The sequence below is a fragment of the Mesorhizobium sp. B4-1-3 genome, assembly GCF_006439355.1.
Taxonomy (GTDB): Bacteria; Pseudomonadota; Alphaproteobacteria; order Rhizobiales; family Rhizobiaceae; genus Mesorhizobium.
The window spans coordinates 129,493-145,510 of the sequence record NZ_VFTG01000008.1; the positions used below are offsets into that span (position 1 = coordinate 129,493).

Consider the following 16,018-nt stretch of genomic DNA (forward strand, 5'->3'; position numbering starts at 1 on the left):
ACTTCAGGCTTGTGTCAGCTCAGGCCAAGCACATCCCGCATGGAATAGAGGCCCGGCTTCTTGCCGCGGGCCCAAAGCGCGGCCTTCACCGCGCCGCGGGCGAAGATCGCCCGGTCCTCGGCATGGTGGGAGAGCGTGATGCGCTCGCCGGTGCCGGCAAGGATCACGCTGTGGTCGCCGACCACCGAGCCGCCGCGCAGCGTCGCGAAGCCGATTGAGCCCGCCTTGCGCACGCCGGTATGGCCGTCGCGCACCCGCACGCTGTTGTCGGCAAGATCGATGCCGCGCCCCTTGGCCGCCGCCTCGCCGAGCAGCAGCGCCGTGCCGGACGGCGCGTCGACCTTGTGGCGGTGATGCATCTCCAGGATCTCAATGTCGAAATCGTCCGCGCCGAGCGCCTTCGCGGCCTGCTCGACTAGCACCGCCAGAAGGTTGACGCCGAGGCTCATATTGCCGGATTTGACGATCGTGGCATGCCGCGCGGCGGCGGCGATCTTCGCGTCATCGTCGGCCGAGCAGCCGGTGGTGCCGATGACATGAACGATGCGCGCCTGCGCGGCATAGCCGGCGAATTCGACGCTTGCGGCCGGCGCGGTGAAATCGAGCACGCCGTCGGCCTTGGCGAAGGCCGGCAGCGGATCGTCGACGATCGGCACGTTGACGGTGCCGATACCGGCAAGCTCGCCGGCATCCTTGCCGAGATAGGGGGAGTCCGGCCGCTCGATCGCGGCGGCGACGCGCGCGCCGGGCATCGTATGGATGGCGCGGATCAGCGTCTGGCCCATGCGGCCGGCGGCGCCCACCACCACCAGGCCCATATCGCCGGCTTCACTCATGCGCTTCTCCCGATGGTCTTCTTGGCGCGGCTGCGCGGCGCCGGAGTTTGGGCCGAAGTCTGGCTTGCCTTGACGTCGTCGACAAGCCCCAGGCCCTTCTTGCCCTGGATCCGGTGGAAGCGGGCATAGACGCTGTTCGGGTCGGCCATCAGCGTGGCATGCGTGCCTTCCTCGACCAGCCGCCCCTCTTCCAGCACGATGATGTGGTCGGCATTGACCACCGTCGACAGTCGGTGCGCGATGACGATGGTCGTGCGCCCCTCCATCACATGGGTGAGCGCTTCCTGGACGCGCGCCTCCGCCTCGTTGTCGAGCGCCGAGGTCGCCTCGTCGAGCAGGAGGATCGGCGCCTGGCGAACGATGGCGCGCGCGATCGACACGCGCTGGCGCTGGCCGCCAGAAAGGGTCGAGCCGCCTTCGCCGACCGGCGTGTCGTAGCCTTGCGGCTGCTGGCGGATGAACTCGTCGGCGGCGGCGAGTTTCGCCGCCTGCTCGATCTCGGCATCGGTGGCCGAGAGCCGGCCATAGCGGATGTTGTCGCGGATCGTGCCTTCGAAGAGATAGGGCGCCTGCGAGACATAGGCGATCGACTGGCGCAGCGAGCGCTTGGTCACCTTCGAGATGTCCTGGCCGTCGACCTCGATCGAGCCCTTGTCGACGTCGTAGAAGCGCTGCAGCAGCGCCACCAGCGTCGACTTGCCGGCGCCCGAGGCGCCGACGATCGCCGTCACCTTGCCGGCGGCGGCGGTGAAGTTCATATCCCGCAGCACCGGCATGTCGGCGCTGTAGCCGAAGGTCACATTGTTGAAGCGCACCTCGCCCGTGGTGATTTTCGCCTCGACCGCGTCGGGGGCATCCCCCTGCCTCGGCTCGAGGTCGAGCAGCTCGTAGATCATGCGCGCATTGACCAGCGCGCGTTCCATCGTCACCTGCATGCGCGCTAGGCGCCGCGCCGGATCATAGGCCAGGATTAGCGCGGTGATGAAGGAAAACACCGCCCCAGGCGGTTGGCCGAGATACAATGCCCGATAGCCGGAATAAGCGATGACGGCGGTAACGGCGAGACCGGCCAGCATGTCGGAAATCGGCGACAGCCGCTCGGAGACGCGGGCGATCTTGTTGCTGCGCTGCTCGGCCGTATCGGCCATGATGCCGATGCGGCGGGCCAGCTCGTCCTCCATGGTGAAGGCCTTGACGATGGCGATGCCTTGAACTGCCTCCTGCACCGAGCCGCTCAGCCGCGAGTTGATCAGCACCGATTCGCGGTTGATCTTGCGCACCCGGCGGGTGATGTAGACGACGGCCCAGATCAGCGGCGGTCCGATCAGAAGCGAGCTTAGCGACAACACCGGATCCTGGTAGACCATCAGGCAGACTAGGCCGATCAGCGTCACCGCGTCGCGGGTGATCGAAATCAAGGTCAGCGACAGCAGGTCGCGAATGCCGCCGACATTCTCGTCCAGCTGCGCCGCCAGTCGCCCGGAACGCGTGTCGTTGAAGAAATTGACGCCGAGCTTCATCAGTTGGTCGAAACAGCGTTTCTGGTACCGGGCGACGAGATTGTTGCCGATCGTGGCTAACATCACCGCCTGGCCGTAACCGGCAAAGCCGCGCACGAGGAACGCGCCCATGAAGCCGGCGCAAATCCACCAGACGGCGCCGCTGCTCCGTTCGTAGAAGATTTGATTGACCATCGGCGCCATGACCCAGGCCGAGAAGGCGGTCGCGCCCGAAACCAGCAGCGAGCAGACGATGACGACCGCGTAGGACCAGCGATGGTCATAGCCGTTTTCTGCGACGATGCGGCGCAGCACCGCGGTGACCTCGCCCGGTCGGGTCTTGTGCTTGTCTGGATTTTGAAGTGTCAAATCGGAAGCGCTTCGTGGGTTCTCGTCATATGGCCAACCCTCTTAACGCCCCGGCTACGGCTTGCCTATGGCGAAACTTCGTCGCGGCGGCCAATCGCCGTTGCGAACCCGGGCGCGCTCAGGCCCGCCAGTGCCGCCCTGCCGTGTTGACGCCGAACAGCGACGGCGTCCTGGCATAGGCCGCGAGCCCGAGCAGCGCCGCCAGCGGATGGGTGATGACATAGACCGGCATTTCGCGCATCAGCGCGCTGTGCGGCGCCTTGTCCTCGAAGGCAGCCCGGAAATTGCCTTCCTTCAGCGCCGGCAGGATCTTTTGCGCGATGCCGCCGGTGAGGAACACGCCGCCGCGGCCCATGAACACCAGCGCGAGATCGCCGGCGGTGCGGCCGAGGCAGGTGACGAACAGCTCCAGCGCCTCTTCGGCCACCGCGTCGGTTTTGGCGAGCGCGGCGCCGGTGATCTCGGCCGGCGTCGTTAAGGGCGTCGGCTTGCCGTCTGTCCTCGCCACGGCGCGGTAGACGTTGACCAGCCCGCGTCCGCACAGGATCTGCTCGCCGGAGATGCGGCCTTCGAGCTTGCCGATATGCGGGAACACCTCGAAGTCGCGCGGCGTGCGCGGGCCGATATCCATATGCCCGCCCTCGCCCGGCACCGGGATCCAGTGGTTGAGCGCATAGATCAGACCGGCGACGCCGAGGCCCGTGCCGGGGCCGAGCACGACGCGGCTCGCATTGGGCTCCGGCGCGCCGCCGCCGATCTTTTCCATATGCTCTTCGCCGAGCGCCACCACAGCCAGCGCCTGCGCCTCGAAATCATTGAGCACCACGACCTCGCCCAAGCCCAGATTGGCGAGCATCTGCCGCGGCTTCACGACCCAGGGGCAGTTGGTGAGGGGGATCTCGTCGCCGTCGACCGGCCCGGCGATCGCCAGCACCGCCGAATTCGGCTGAATCGACGAGCGGTCGAGCACAGCCGCCTGGATAGCCTCGTCGATGGTCTTGAAGTTGGCCGTCTGGACGATCTGCGGCTCGGTCGCCTCCGAATTGGCGTCGAGCACGATCGAGAAGCGCGCATTGGTGCCGCCAATGTCGCCGATCAGGACCGGAAACCGCAGCCCCTTCTCGTCTTCGCCTGCCATGCTCTTGATCGTCCTCGTTGCGGCGCCACTGCGGCGTTTCAATCGCCCATTTCAATCGATTGACTAGCGCATGACCCCGCAAAGGGGAAGCCCGCTTGCGCCTTAGAGCAATTCCCGGAAAAGCGTGAGCGGTTTTCTATTTGGAATTGCGTCAAAGCAAACAGATGGGCGTTTCGCCGTTTCCGAAACGGTGAAACGCCCTAGTTTCCCGGCCTTGGCCTCGGCAGCGGGATGCCGATCTTGGGCGTCGGCGCGAAGGCGCTTGCCGCCGCCGGGATCGCGGCACTGCCGCTGGAGATCGTTTCCGCCGGCTCGCTCGGCTGCGGTTCGGCGACAGTGACCGCGGTGGCGCCGCTCCCGTGATAGGTCACCGCCTCCAGCGATGGCGCGTCCGGCGCGTTGACCACATCCTGGCATTGCTTCGGCAGGTTGGCCATCGTCATCAGGTCGCGTGCCTTGGGCGCATCCGGGTTCTTGTTGGGCCGCCACGGCTCTTCGGTGAACCACCAGGCCAGCGGCTTGCCGCAGCCGTCGTCGTTCGGCGTCGCTTCCTGCCCCTTGCAGAACGGCGAGCCCGGCTGACAGCCGATGCGCATATGGAAATGATAGTCATGGCCCCAGAACGGCCGGATCTTGCGCAGCCAGGAACGGTCGCCGGTGACGGTGTCGCAGAGTTTCTTCTTGATGCCTGGATTGACCAGGATGCGCTCGACCTCGGGATAGCTCGCCGCGCGCTTCAAAAGCCTTGTATGCGCCGGCGTCCACAGCGCGTCTTTCACCAGATGCGTCTTTTCGTCGACCATCAGCGTGGCGCTCATGGTCTCGCGCTGCGCAATGCTCAGCGGCCGCTTCGGCATCGGCGTCAGCCAGATATCGGCGTCGAGGCCGATCTGGTGCGAGGCATGGCCGGTCATCATCGGTCCGCCGCGCGGCTGCGAGACATCGCCGACCAGAAGCCCCGGCCAGCCATCGGCCACCGCGTCGCGCGACAGCTTTTCGATCAGCGCGATCATCGCCGGATGGCCCCAACGGCGGTTGCGCGACGGACGCATCACCTCCCAGGTCGGACCGTCCATCGGCAGCGCCACGCCGCCGGCGAAGCAGCCTTTCGAGTAGAAGCCGAAGGATTGGGCAGGCGCCACGGCAGGCAGTTTTCGGGCGCCGAACAGCTCCTTCGCGCGGGGTTCGGCCGAAATGGCGGCAGCCGCCAGCCCGGCGAGCGCCACCAGCGCCAGCGCGGCGGTCAGGAACGGCTTGCGGTCAGGCAGCGATCGCAAATTCATCAGGCCGGGTCCCTCTCCAGTCTATCCGTCGCGGCACGGTCAGGCGATCAGGAACGAATCATACCACGCCGCGCGTCCCGTATCGATCTTCAGCGCCTCATCGGGCTGCGCGGCGCTCCGTCCCGCCAGTTGCCCTCGGCCCACATCCGCTCCAGCGCCACCCGGTAGTTGGGAAACCGGAAGCGGTAGCCGGCCGCCTTGATCGCCTGATTCGCGACGCGCTTGTTCTCGCCATAGAAAGACCGCGCCATGGGCGAAAGTTGGGCGGTCTCGAAGGGAATTTCCGGCGGCGGTTCGACGCCCATCAGTCCGGCGGCATAGGCCACGACATCCTGCGGCGGCGCCGGCTCGTCGTCGGTGACGTTGAAGATGCCGCCGATACTTTTTCCCGCCAGGAGCCAAAGCGCGCCGGCAATGTCGTCGCGATGGATGCGGTTGAACACCTGCCCCGGCTTGACCAGCCGCCGCGCCGTGCCGTCCTCGAGATTGGCCAGCGCGTTGCGGCCGGGCCCGTAGATGCCGGACAGACGCAGGATCGCCACAGGTTTGCCGATCTCGCGGCCAAGCTCCAGCCACTCCTGTTCGGCCGCCACGCGCATCGTCGAACGCTTCGACACCGGCCGGCAGTCGCTGGTCTCGTCCACCCAGGCGCCGCCATGGTCGCCATAGACGCCGACAGTGGAGAGATAGCCGATCCATTGCAGCGCCGGCATGTTTGCCCGGATCGTTGCTCCGGCGCCGTTGAGCACCGGATCGCCGGCTTCGTCGGGAGCCACCGAGACGATGAGATGCGTGGTCTGCCGAAGCGCGTCGCCGAGCTCGGGCGACAGCGAGCCGTCGAACTGCAGCGGTTCGATGCCGGCCGATCGCAGCGCCTCGAACTTCTCCGGCGCCCGGGTCGTGCCAAGGATCGGTGCGTGGTGCCCGTTGGCCCGCGCGAAAGCCTTTGCCGAATAGCCGGCGCCAAAGATGAAGAAGCGTCTTTCGCTCATCGATGAACCCTTCAATCGGCCTGCGCCGGATTTGCCAGCGCTGCCAGCCATTCCTCGCGGACCGTCGCATCCGTTTCGGACTTCGAAGCTGAGGCGGCGAGGCCGCCAAATTCGCGGTCGGAGAGCAGTCGCGACAGGGCCCAGATTGCCGCACCCCGCACCAGCGGCGAGGCGTCGCCCAGCAGACCGCGCGCGATCGGCGTCAGCGAAGCGTCGCCCGAATTGCCGGCGGCGATCAGCACGTTGCGAACAAAGCGGTCGCGACCGATGCGCTTGACCGGCGAGCCCGAGAAGAAAGCGCGGAACGCCGCATCGTCGAGGGCGAGCAGCTCCGAAAGCTTTGGCTCGCGCAGATCGGCGCGCGCGGCAAGCTTCGCCTCCGAAGCCGCGCTGGCGAACTTGTTCCACGGACAGGCGGCCAGGCAATCGTCGCAGCCATAGATGCGGTTGCCGATCGCCTTGCGGAATTCGCGCGGGATCGGGCCCTTGTTCTCGATGGTCAGGTAGGAGATGCAGCGCCGCGCATCGAGCCGGTAGGGCGCGGGAAACGCGTCGGTCGGGCATATGTCGAGGCAGGCGCGGCAGGAGCCGCAATGGTCGATCTCGGCCTCGTCGGGTTCCAGCTCGGCCGTGGTGAAGATCGTGCCGAGGAACAGCCATGAGCCATGCGCGCGGCTGACCAGGTTGGTGTGCTTGCCCTGCCAACCGAGGCCCGCGGCTTCCGCCAGCGGTTTTTCCATCACGGGTGCTGTATCGACGAACACCTTCACGTCGCCGCCGGCCTTGGCCACGATCTTGCCGGCGATCTCCTTCAGCCGGCCCTTCATCACGTCGTGATAGTCGCGGTTCTGCGCATAGACCGAGATCGCGCCGCGGTCGGGCTTTGCCAGGATATCGCGCGGGTCGCGGTCAGGGCCGTAATTCATCGCCAGCACGATGATCGAGCGCACCTCCGGCCACAGCGTTGAGGGCTCGGCGCGCCGCTGAACCGTCTCGGCGATCCACTCCATCGAGCCGTGGAATCCGTCGGCGACGAATTCGGCGAGCCTTGCCGGCGCCAGCGGGATCGCGTCCGGCCGGGTCACGGCGACCGCCTCGAAGCCGGCGCGGCGCGCCTCCGCCTCGATCAGCGCGCGCAGTTTTTCAGAAGTCGAGATCCGCATAATGCGATACCGGCGACAGGCCGCGCACCCGGTCGGAGAGCAGCGGCCGGAACGACGGCCGCGATTTCACCCGCGTGTACCATTCGCGCGCGGCGCCATGTTCGCGCCAGTCGATCTCGCCGAGATAATCGAGCACCGAAAGCGTCGCCGCCGCCGCGAGGTCCGCATAGGTCACCTTGTTGCCGGCGAGCCAATGGCGCGTGCCGGCAAGCCAGTTGGTGTATTTCATGTGCTGGCGGATGTTGGCGCGCGCGGCGCGGATCGCGGCCGAATCGGGCGAGCCGCCGCCCGCGGTTTCAGGCATCACCGGCTTTAGCACGCGCTCGCGCACCAGATGGCGGGTCACCTCGCTTTCGGCCTTCGCCAGATACCAGTCGGTCAGCCGGCGGATCTCGGCGCGCTGCATCGGGTCCTCGGCGAACAGCCGTTTGTCGCGCTTCAAGACGCCCCGCGTCTCGTCGAGATATTCGGCGATCACCATGGCGCCGACGATCGGCACGTCGCCTTCGGCGAGCAGGATCGGCAGCGTGCCGGCCGGGTTCAGCGCCAGGAACTCCTTGCGCCTGGTCCACGGCTTTTCCTCGATCAGCGCCAGCTCCTCGCCATACTCGCCAAAGGCGAGGCGGACGAACCGGCAGGTGGCGAACATGGGATGATGGAAAAGCGTCAGCATGGTTCCGCGATGATAGGGCGCACTGGCGAATCGTTAGCGGCGCCGGTAAGTCTTGGCCGCCCGATTCCAGGGACTGTCATGGTGTTGCGACCTATAGGGACACTTCCGCCCCGTGACAAGCAAACCTTCCCTTAGCCGTCATCCAAAAGCAGAGGTTGCCATGGAAAGCCAGACCATCGTCGAAGCGCTGCTGCTTGGGCTGTTGGAGGGCCTGACCGAGTTCATCCCGGTGTCCTCGACCGGCCACATCCTGCTTGCCGGCCATTTCCTCGGCTTCCATTCCACCGGCAAGGCCTTCGAGATCCTGATCCAGCTCGGCGCCATCCTGGCCATTTTGAGTGTTTATTTCGGCAAGCTCTGGCGGATGCTGGTCAAGCTGCCCAGCGACCCGCAGACCCGGCATTTCGTCATCGGCATCCTCATCGCCTTCCTGCCGGCCGCGGTCATCGGCGCGCTGGCACATGATTTCATCAAGACCATCCTGTTCGAATCGCCCAGGCTGATCTGCATCATGCTGATCATTGGCGGCGTGGTGCTGCTCATCGTCGACCGCATCAATTTCAAGCCGCGCTTCCACCAGGTCGAGCGGTTCCCGTTGAGCGTTTATCTCAAGATCGGCCTGTTCCAGTGCCTGTCGCTGATCCCCGGAACCTCGCGCTCCGGCTCGACCATCGTCGGCGCGCTGCTGATGGGCGTCGACAAGCGCGCGGCGGCCGAATTCTCCTTCTTCCTCGCCATGCCGACCATGGTCGGCGCCTTCGCCTTCGACCTTTTCAAGAACCGCAACGTGCTGACCTCGGCCGATTTGCCGATCATTGCCGTCGGCTTCATCGCCGCCTTCGTCACCGCGCTCATCGTCGTGCGCTTCCTGCTCGATTACGTCTCGAAGAACGGCTACGCGCTGTTCGGCTGGTGGCGGCTGGTGGTTGGAGGGCTCGGCCTGGTGGCGCTGATGGTCTGGGGGTGAGGCTTACCCTCCCCTCGTGGGAGGATCGATCCGCAAAGCGGATCGGGGTGGGGGCCTCGCCAAACCCCGCCCCGGCTCACCAGCGACGCTTCGCGTCACTTGCTCGCCGACCCTCCCCAAAAGGGGGAGGGTAAAGCCCGCTCAATTCCTCCCGTAAAACGCGTTCTCGACATGCACCGGCCAGCGCCAAGGCAACACCGCCACCATGTCGAAACGCATCGATAGCCTGCCATAATCCGGCTGGCGCGACAGCCACAAATCCGCGGCGCCCTCGATGCGGCGCTCCGATTCACGGCCGATCGCTTCCATCGCCTCGATCACCGTGCGCCGCGCCTTGACCTCGACGAACAGCACGAGGTCGCCGCGCCGGGCGATCAAGTCGATCTCCCCGAGCCTGGTGCGATGGCGGCGCGCAAGAATGCGGTAGCCCTTCAGCATCAGCGCCAGCGCCGCCAGCCACTCGCCGCGATGGCCGCGCCGATAGGCTTTGCGTCGATGGCCGGCCGTGCGTTCAGCCACCGTCGCCTTCCCTGAGTTCTAACAAGCGCCTGTAAAGCGCCTGCTTCTGCCCACCGGTCATTTTCGCGGCTTCCGCCGCCGCCTTCGATGCCGGCATTTCAGCCGCCAGCGACAAGAGCAGACGGTCGATGTCGGCCGGCTGCTCCCCCGCCGCTTCCGGCGGGCCGACGCAGATGACGATCTCGCCCTTCGGTGTGTCTGCCGCCGCATAATGGTCGGCCAGCTCGGCCAGCGTTCCGGTGCGCATCTCCTCGAAGGCCTTGGTCAGCTCGCGGCCGATCGCTGCCTTCCGGCCGCCGCCCAGCGCCTCGACCATGGCGGCAAGCGTCTCGGCCAGCCGGCGCGGCGATTCGAAGAAGATCAGCGTCGCCGGCACCGCCTTGAACGTTTCGAGCTTGGCCAACCGCTGCCCGGTCTTCACGGGCAGGAACCCGGCGAACAGGAAGGCGTCGGAAGGCAGGCCCGACGCGGTCAGCGCGGCGAGCGCGGCCGAGGGCCCGGGGATCGGCACGACGCGTATGCCATGATCCAGCGCCTCGCCGACCAGCCGGTAGCCGGGATCGGAGACCAGCGGCGTGCCGGCGTCCGAGATCAGCGCCACGCTCTGTCCGGCCGCCAGCGCCTCGATCAGCTTCGGCCCGGCCTCTTGCGCATTGTGCTCGTGATAGGCGGTGGTGCGGCGGCGTATGCCGTAGCGTTCGAGCAGCACGCGCGAGACGCGTGTGTCCTCGCAGGCGACGATATCCGCAGCCGCCAGCGTCTCCAGCGCGCGCAGCGTGATGTCGGCCAGATTGCCGATCGGCGTCGCCACCAGATAGAGCGCCGGCTGAAGCTGCCGCGCCGCGATCTCGGTCTGCCCGATCAGATAGCTGCGTTTGTCGCCGGTCAACGAAAGCTCCATTCCGATCAATTCCAGGACAGTGCAGCGGTTTTCCATCTGGAATTGCGCCGGCAATAAAGCCTGTTTGGCACGGCTCATGTCCTGTTGCAAAACGTGACCCCGGTGCAAGGAAACCGCCATGCCTTCGCCATAGTGCGGAACCAAACCCTTGAAGGCGGATTTTACCCCTGATTCCCCGGAAGGAGCCAGGATGGACAATCTGACGATACAGGACGCTTTCACGCCTTACTATTCAGGCCGCAAGCGCTTTGCCGAGGGCAGGGAAATTTCGGTCGATAGCAAAGACAAGGAAGCGAGAAAGCCGCTTCCGCATGATGCGGCGGCAGAGGCTTGGACAGAAACCGAAAGCACGACGGAGCACTGACCGGACGATGCCCAATCGCTTCGACATTTTCATCAGCCGTCTCGAAGCCAAGAACGCCCGCGAGGGCATCCCCCCACATCCGATCGCCGTCCAGCAAGGCGCCCGCCGCGACAAGGCGGACGGCAAGCCGGCGCGCACCGAGGCGCACGGCGAAAAAAGCCGCGCCAAGCACCGCCAGAAGCACGACGCTTAGGCCTCAGCCCAGGTATCGCGGCACCTTCGCCTCCAGCAGCCGCACCAGATCCGGGTCCATGAATTCATAGTCGTCCGGGATATCGAGGCAGATCACCCTGGCCCGCTTCAGGCTGGCCTTGAATTTCTGCTGCAACTTGGCGCGATGCGGCTTCTCCATGACGAAGATGAGGTCTGCCCAGGCGACGAGTTCATGCGTCAGCGGGTTGTCGGCATCGTGGTTGGTGCCGGCCGAGGCGACCTCGATGTCGCGGCGCTTGGAAACACCTGCTCGGCGGTCGGGCTGCGCAGGCGATTCTGGCTGCAGACGAAGAGGACGTTCTTCAACGCGCCAGATCCGCCACCACCGCATCCAGCACGATCATGCCGGCGGTCGTGGCGCGCAGCCGGGCGTTGCCGACCGGCGCCACCAGCCCTTCCTCCTGCAGCACCGAAAGCCGCGCGCTCGACAGGCCGCGCCCCGAGAGCGCCTCGTAGCGCTGCAGGTCGATGCCTTCGGCGAGCCTCAAGCCCATCAGCAGGAATTCGTCGGCTTCTTCCGCGCGGGTCAAAATCTCGCCGCCGGTGACGCCGTGCCCCTTGGCTTCGACCAGGTTGAGCCAGGTCTCCGGCATCCTTTCCGCTATCGTCACCGTGCGGCGGCCGTTCTCGACGAAGCGGCCATGCGCGCCTGGCCCGACGCCGACATATTCACCATAGCGCCAATAGGTCAGATTGTGCCGGCTTTCGGCGCCCGGCCGGGCGTGGTTGGAAATCTCATAGGCCGGCAGGCCATGCGCCGCCGTAATCTCCTGCGTCAGCGCGTAGAGATCGGCGGCATGGTCGTTGTCGGGCAGCGTGAATTTGCGCGCAGCGTAAAGCGCGTGGAAGGGCGTGCCCTCCTCGATGGTGAGCTGGTAGAGCGACAGGTGGTCGACGGCATAGCCGATTGCCTGCTCCAGCTCGGCGCCCCAGGCCTCCGGCGTCTGGCCAGGCCGCGCATAGATCAGGTCGAAGGAGAGCCGCGGAAAAATCTCGCGTGCGAGCCCGATGGCGTGCAGCGCCTCCTCGACATTGTGCAGCCGGCCGAGGAAGCGCAGGTCCTTGTCGTTCAGCGCCTGCACGCCGAGCGAGACGCGGTTGACCCCCACGGCGCGATAGCCGCGGAAACGCTCGGCCTCAACCGAGGACGGATTGGCCTCCAGCGTCACCTCGATGCCGGCCGGCACCGTCCAGTTCTTCGCCACCGCATCCAGCACCGCGCCGACGGTTTCCGGCTTCATCAGCGACGGCGTGCCGCCGCCGAGGAAAATGCTGGTCACCTCGCGCGGCCCGGTGCGGTCGCGCATGGTTGCCAGCTCCCTCTCGAAGGCGCGGGCAAAACGCTCCTGGTCGACCGGCTGGTGGCGGACATGGCTGTTGAAGTCGCAGTAAGGGCACTTGGCCGCGCAGAACGGCCAGTGGATATAGACGCCGAAGCCGGGGCTGCGGTCGAGCGGTATCGTCACCGCGCTCATGCCGATCCCAGTTTGGCCAAGTCCAGGCGTGCCTGGGCAAATTTCTGGAAGGCACGGGCGCGGTGCGAAAGCCCTGTCGCCTGGCCGGGCTTCCAGCCATGCTTTTCTTCCGCGCTCATTTCTCCGAAGGTCTTGTCGAAGCCGTTGGGTAGGAACACCGGGTCGTAGCCGAAGCCGAGCGTGCCGCGCGGCGGCCACACCAGCCTGCCTTCGGCCTCGCCGCGATAATATTCGGCCTCGCCATCCGGGAAGGCGAGACAGATGACGGCGACGAAGCGGCCGGTGCGCTGCGAAGGCTCGGTCGCGCCGGCTTCCTGCAGCGCTGTTTCCGTCTTCTGCATGGCCATGCCGAAATCCCGGCTGCCGTCCGGCTTCTCCGCCCAGTTGGCGGTATAGACGCCGGGCGCGCCGCCGAGCGCGTCGACGCAGAGCCCGGAATCGTCCGACAGCGCCGGCAGGCCGGTCGCCTTGGCCGCGGCGTATGCCTTGATATAGGCATTTTCCTCGAAGGTCGTGCCGGTCTCGTCCGGTTCCGGCAGGCCGTAGTCCTTGGCCGATTTCGCCTCGAAGCCGAACGGCGCCATCAGGTCGGCGAATTCGCGCAACTTGCCTGCGTTGTGGCTGGCGACGACGATCTTCTTTTCCCCAAGGGAATGAAAAGAATGCATCAGAAACCCCAGATCCTTGGCTCGGCGAATTCGATCGAATTACCGGACGGGTCGCGGATATAGATCGAGTGCCCGCCTTGCGGCCATTCGAAATCGCTTTCGATGGCGATGTCGTTCGCGGCGAGATGCTTGCGCCACTTGGCGATCTCATCGGCGGTTGCGGCAAAGCAGAGATGCCCCTCGCCGGCGGTGCCGTGCGGCGGCACTTTCAGGCGAGCGTCCGGCGCCGGCGGGATTTTCGTCGCCTCCGCGTTGAAGAGAAGCAGCACACCATTGCCGCAGCGGAAGAAGACGTGGCGCCCTTCAACCTTGCCCAGTGGCTCGAGGCCGATGATGTCGCGGTAGAAGGCTTCGGCGGCGTGTAGGTCTGTGACGTAGAGGGCGGATTCGAGAATTGCGGAGGGTATCACGAGGCCCCCCTCTCTGCCCTGCCGGGCATCTCTCCCTCTGAGGGGAAGATTGGCAGCCTCGGCGAAGGCGCCATTCTTGCAGCGCTGGCGATTGGCGAAAGCGGTCGCGACATCTGATCTCCCCCCTTGAGGGGGGAGATGGCCGGCAGGCCAGAGAGGGGGGCCTAGGCTCGGCATTGGAAACCCTACGCCACCGCCATCTGCTGCAGGCTCACCAGTCGCTGTATGCCCTTCTTCGCCAGGCCCATCAGCGCTGCGAACTGCTCTTCGGAAAACGGCTCGCCCTCGGCCGTGCCCTGGATCTCGACGATGCCGCCCTTGCCGGTCATGACGAAATTGGCGTCGGTGCCGGCCGAGGAATCCTCGAGGTAGTCGAGGTCGATGACCGGCTGGCCGTCATGGATGCCGCAGGAGATCGCCGCGACATGGTCCTTCAGCACCTTGGCGACACTGACCATCTGGCGCGCTTCCATCCAGCGCAGGCAATCATAGAGCGCCACCCAGCCGCCGGTGATCGAGGCGGTGCGGGTGCCGCCATCGGCCTGGATGACGTCGCAGTCGACGGTGATCTGCTGTTCGCCCAGCGCCTGCATGTCGACCACGGCGCGCAACGAGCGGCCGATCAGCCGCTGGATTTCCAGCGTGCGGCCGCCCTGCTTGCCGGCCGAAGCCTCGCGCCGCATGCGCTCGCCGGTCGAGCGCGGCAGCATGCCGTATTCGGCCGTCACCCAGCCCTTGCCGGAATTGCGCATCCAGGCCGGTACCTTTTCCTCCAGGCTCGCCGTGCACAAGACATGCGTGTCGCCGAACTTCACCAGGCAGGAGCCTTCGGCATGCTTGGAGACGCCGCGCTCGAAGGAGATGGCGCGCATTTCGTCGGCTTGGCGTTTGGAGGGGCGCATCGAGGCTCTTTCTGTTCTTTCCCGGATCGTCGGCGGCTTGTAGACGCATGCGCGGCATGGCGCAAAGGAAAACGGGCCGGGGTGACCGCAAACGCGGCACCGCGACCGCAAAAGCGGCACCGGGTTGCGCCGCTGTGGCTTAGGTCTATATCTTTTCGGCAGGAGGTTTCTCGCCGGAATGAACAAACCAGTCGATCCGACATCGCAGTCGCCCGGGCTTCAGTCGCCCGTACTTCAGTCACTCGACATGCGCTCGCGCGATATTTTCCGGCGGATCGTCGATTCCTACCTGCGCGACGGCGAGCCGGTCGGCTCGCGCAGCCTGTCGCGCATCCTGCCGTCCTCGCTGTCGCCGGCCACCATCCGCAACGTGATGAGCGATCTCGAGCATCTGGGGCTGATCTATGCGCCGCATGTTTCCGCCGGGCGGCTGCCGACCCAGACCGGCCTGCGTTTCTTCGTCGACGCCTTCATGGAGCTCGGCGACCTTTCCGACGACGAACGCCGCACCATCGAAGCGCAGGTGCGCGCCTCCGGCTCGGGCGCGACGCTGGAGCATATGCTGACCGAGGCCAGCCAGATGCTGTCCGGCATGTCACGCGGCGCCGGCCTCGTGCTTGCCTCCAAGAACGAGGTGGCGCTGAAGCACATCGAATTCATCCAGCTCGAGCCCACCAAGGCTTTAGCCGTGCTGGTGTCGCAGAACGGCGACGTCGAGAACCGCGTCATCGACCTGCCGGCCGACATCACCGTCTCGCAATTGCACGAGGCGTCCAACTTCCTCAACGCCCATATCCGCGGCCGCACCCTCGCCGAGGCGCGCACCGAGATCGCCCGCATCAAGGACGAGACCCGTGCCGCCCTCGACACGCTCTCGCAGGATCTGGTCGAGAAGGGGCTGGCGGTCTGGGCCGGCGCCGAAAGCGGCCTGCCGGCGCGCCTCATCGTGCGCGGCCGCGCCAACCTGCTCGAAAACGTCACCGCCCAGGCCGATCTCGAATTGCTGCGCCATCTGTTCGAGGACCTCGAAACGCAGGACGGGCTTCTGCAGCTGCTCGACCTCGCCGAGCAAGGGCCGGGCGTGCGCATCTTCATCGGCTCGGAGAACAAGCTGTTTTCGCTGTCCGGTTCGTCGCTGGTCGTCGCCCCCTATCGCGACAAGGACGCCCGCGTCGTCGGCGCGCTCGGGGTCATCGGGCCGACCAGGCTGAACTATGCTCGTATCGTGCCGATGGTCGACTACACCGCGCAGCTGATTTCGCGCATGCTTCGTTAGGTGTATCGATATTCAGCCGGCCTGCAAATGGCGGTTTCCTGCGCTTCCGGTGCTCACGTGCGAAAAGTACGCTCCGCTCCGGTTCTCGGAACCAACCGTTTTCGGCCCGGCCTGACCTGAATCTCGATACACCTAAAGTCGCTGCGGAGGAGAAAAAATGGCGTTGGAAGCAATCAAGGCCCAGATCGACCTCCTGCTTCAGGAAATGATCAATCAGCCCGGGGACGAGCACGAGATCCAGGAGCAGCTGCGCGAGAAATTGCGGGAACTCCGCGCCATGGGCCTGCCGTTGCCGGCGGACCTCGTCGAGCTGGAAAAGCGCCTCGATGACGATCTGGACGCCGAGGAGGCCTGAGCCGGCTCGCCTGAC

General features: G+C 66.0%; 18 protein-coding genes and 1 pseudogene. 5 read left to right on the top strand and 14 right to left on the bottom strand.

Going from position 1 to position 16,018, the window contains the following annotated elements; all coding sequences use genetic code 11:
* Positions 1–14: 14 nt before the first annotated feature.
* The 7 genes from dapB to FJW06_RS13385 all read right to left on the bottom strand — a co-directional run bounded on the left by dapB (position 15) and on the right by FJW06_RS13385 (position 7,953).
* Complete coding sequence (gene dapB / locus FJW06_RS13355) at positions 15–836, bottom strand: 4-hydroxy-tetrahydrodipicolinate reductase (RefSeq protein WP_140752356.1); 822 nt, start codon at positions 834–836, stop codon at positions 15–17.
* The gene (locus FJW06_RS13360; protein WP_140752358.1) at positions 833–2,704 is read right to left on the bottom strand and encodes an ABC transporter ATP-binding protein; all 1,872 of its coding nucleotides are present in this window, start codon (positions 2,702–2,704) and stop codon (positions 833–835) included. The genes dapB and FJW06_RS13360 overlap by 4 nt, the downstream gene beginning before the upstream one ends.
* 118 nt (positions 2,705–2,822) lie before the next feature.
* Positions 2,823–3,842 (bottom strand): glucokinase, encoded by a 1,020-nt coding sequence (locus FJW06_RS13365; RefSeq protein WP_140752360.1) that lies wholly within the window; start codon positions 3,840–3,842, stop codon positions 2,823–2,825.
* Between the two features lie 200 nt (positions 3,843–4,042).
* A complete protein-coding gene (gene mepA, locus FJW06_RS13370) occupies positions 4,043–5,125 on the bottom strand; it encodes a penicillin-insensitive murein endopeptidase (RefSeq protein WP_140752362.1) in 1,083 nt (360 codons plus the stop codon).
* A gap of 89 nt (positions 5,126–5,214) precedes the next feature.
* Entirely contained in the window at positions 5,215–6,117 is a 903-nt protein-coding gene (locus tag FJW06_RS13375; RefSeq protein ID WP_140752364.1) for an SDR family oxidoreductase, read from the bottom strand.
* An 11-nt stretch (positions 6,118–6,128) separates the two neighbouring features.
* Positions 6,129–7,280, bottom strand: coding sequence for a tRNA epoxyqueuosine(34) reductase QueG (gene queG, locus FJW06_RS13380; protein WP_140752366.1), 1,152 nt, complete (start codon positions 7,278–7,280; stop codon positions 6,129–6,131).
* Complete coding sequence (locus FJW06_RS13385; RefSeq protein ID WP_040986376.1) at positions 7,261–7,953, bottom strand: glutathione S-transferase family protein; 693 nt, start codon at positions 7,951–7,953, stop codon at positions 7,261–7,263. The genes queG and FJW06_RS13385 overlap by 20 nt, the downstream gene beginning before the upstream one ends.
* 160 nt (positions 7,954–8,113) lie before the next feature.
* Between FJW06_RS13385 and FJW06_RS13390 the strand changes: the two genes are divergently transcribed.
* Positions 8,114–8,920, top strand: a complete 807-nt coding sequence (locus FJW06_RS13390) for an undecaprenyl-diphosphate phosphatase (RefSeq protein WP_140752368.1) — start codon at positions 8,114–8,116, stop codon at positions 8,918–8,920.
* Positions 8,921–9,061: 141 nt separating this feature from the next.
* Here the strand turns inward: FJW06_RS13390 and FJW06_RS13395 are convergent, their stop codons facing one another.
* Complete coding sequence (locus FJW06_RS13395) at positions 9,062–9,439, bottom strand: YraN family protein (protein WP_140752370.1); 378 nt, start codon at positions 9,437–9,439, stop codon at positions 9,062–9,064.
* Entirely contained in the window at positions 9,432–10,328 is an 897-nt protein-coding gene (gene rsmI, locus FJW06_RS13400; RefSeq protein WP_246674604.1) for a 16S rRNA (cytidine(1402)-2'-O)-methyltransferase, read from the bottom strand. Before rsmI ends, FJW06_RS13395 begins: the two co-directional genes overlap by 8 nt.
* A 202-nt stretch (positions 10,329–10,530) precedes the next feature.
* Here rsmI and FJW06_RS30110 point away from each other — a divergent pair, with 202 nt between their 5' ends.
* Positions 10,531–10,704 carry a hypothetical protein gene (locus FJW06_RS30110; RefSeq protein WP_181178279.1) on the top strand — a complete coding sequence of 58 codons (174 nt, stop codon included), beginning with the start codon at positions 10,531–10,533 and terminating at the stop codon, positions 10,702–10,704.
* Positions 10,705–10,711: 7 nt separating this feature from the next.
* Complete coding sequence (locus FJW06_RS13405; RefSeq protein ID WP_140752374.1) at positions 10,712–10,897, top strand: hypothetical protein; 186 nt, start codon at positions 10,712–10,714, stop codon at positions 10,895–10,897.
* A 3-nt stretch (positions 10,898–10,900) separates the two neighbouring features.
* On the opposite strand, the pseudogene FJW06_RS13410 reads toward FJW06_RS13405, so the two are convergent.
* The 5 genes and pseudogenes from FJW06_RS13410 to rph all read right to left on the bottom strand — a co-directional run bounded on the left by FJW06_RS13410 (position 10,901) and on the right by rph (position 14,372).
* Positions 10,901–11,223 (bottom strand): annotated as a pseudogene (locus tag FJW06_RS13410) (low molecular weight protein tyrosine phosphatase family protein).
* Positions 11,220–12,392, bottom strand: coding sequence for a radical SAM family heme chaperone HemW (hemW, locus tag FJW06_RS13415; RefSeq protein ID WP_181178281.1), 1,173 nt, complete (start codon positions 12,390–12,392; stop codon positions 11,220–11,222). Before hemW ends, FJW06_RS13410 begins: the two are co-directional and overlap by 4 nt.
* Positions 12,389–13,060, bottom strand: coding sequence for an RdgB/HAM1 family non-canonical purine NTP pyrophosphatase (gene rdgB, locus FJW06_RS13420; RefSeq protein ID WP_140752376.1), 672 nt, complete (start codon positions 13,058–13,060; stop codon positions 12,389–12,391). The genes hemW and rdgB overlap by 4 nt, the downstream gene beginning before the upstream one ends.
* Positions 13,060–13,470 (bottom strand): VOC family protein, encoded by a 411-nt coding sequence (locus FJW06_RS13425; protein WP_140752378.1) that lies wholly within the window; start codon positions 13,468–13,470, stop codon positions 13,060–13,062. Before FJW06_RS13425 ends, rdgB begins: the two co-directional genes overlap by 1 nt.
* Before the next feature lie 185 nt (positions 13,471–13,655).
* Positions 13,656–14,372: a ribonuclease PH gene (gene rph / locus FJW06_RS13430; RefSeq protein WP_140752380.1), complete on the bottom strand. Its 717-nt coding sequence runs from the start codon at positions 14,370–14,372 to the stop codon at positions 13,656–13,658.
* A gap of 178 nt (positions 14,373–14,550) precedes the next feature.
* Here rph and hrcA point away from each other — a divergent pair, with 178 nt between their 5' ends.
* Together hrcA and FJW06_RS13440 are read left to right on the top strand one after the other, a co-directional pair.
* Positions 14,551–15,648 carry a heat-inducible transcriptional repressor HrcA gene (hrcA, locus tag FJW06_RS13435; RefSeq protein ID WP_140752382.1) on the top strand — a complete coding sequence of 366 codons (1,098 nt, stop codon included), beginning with the start codon at positions 14,551–14,553 and terminating at the stop codon, positions 15,646–15,648.
* Between the two features lie 157 nt (positions 15,649–15,805).
* Complete coding sequence (locus FJW06_RS13440) at positions 15,806–16,003, top strand: hypothetical protein (protein WP_041010061.1); 198 nt, start codon at positions 15,806–15,808, stop codon at positions 16,001–16,003.
* Positions 16,004–16,018: the final 15 nt, after the last annotated feature.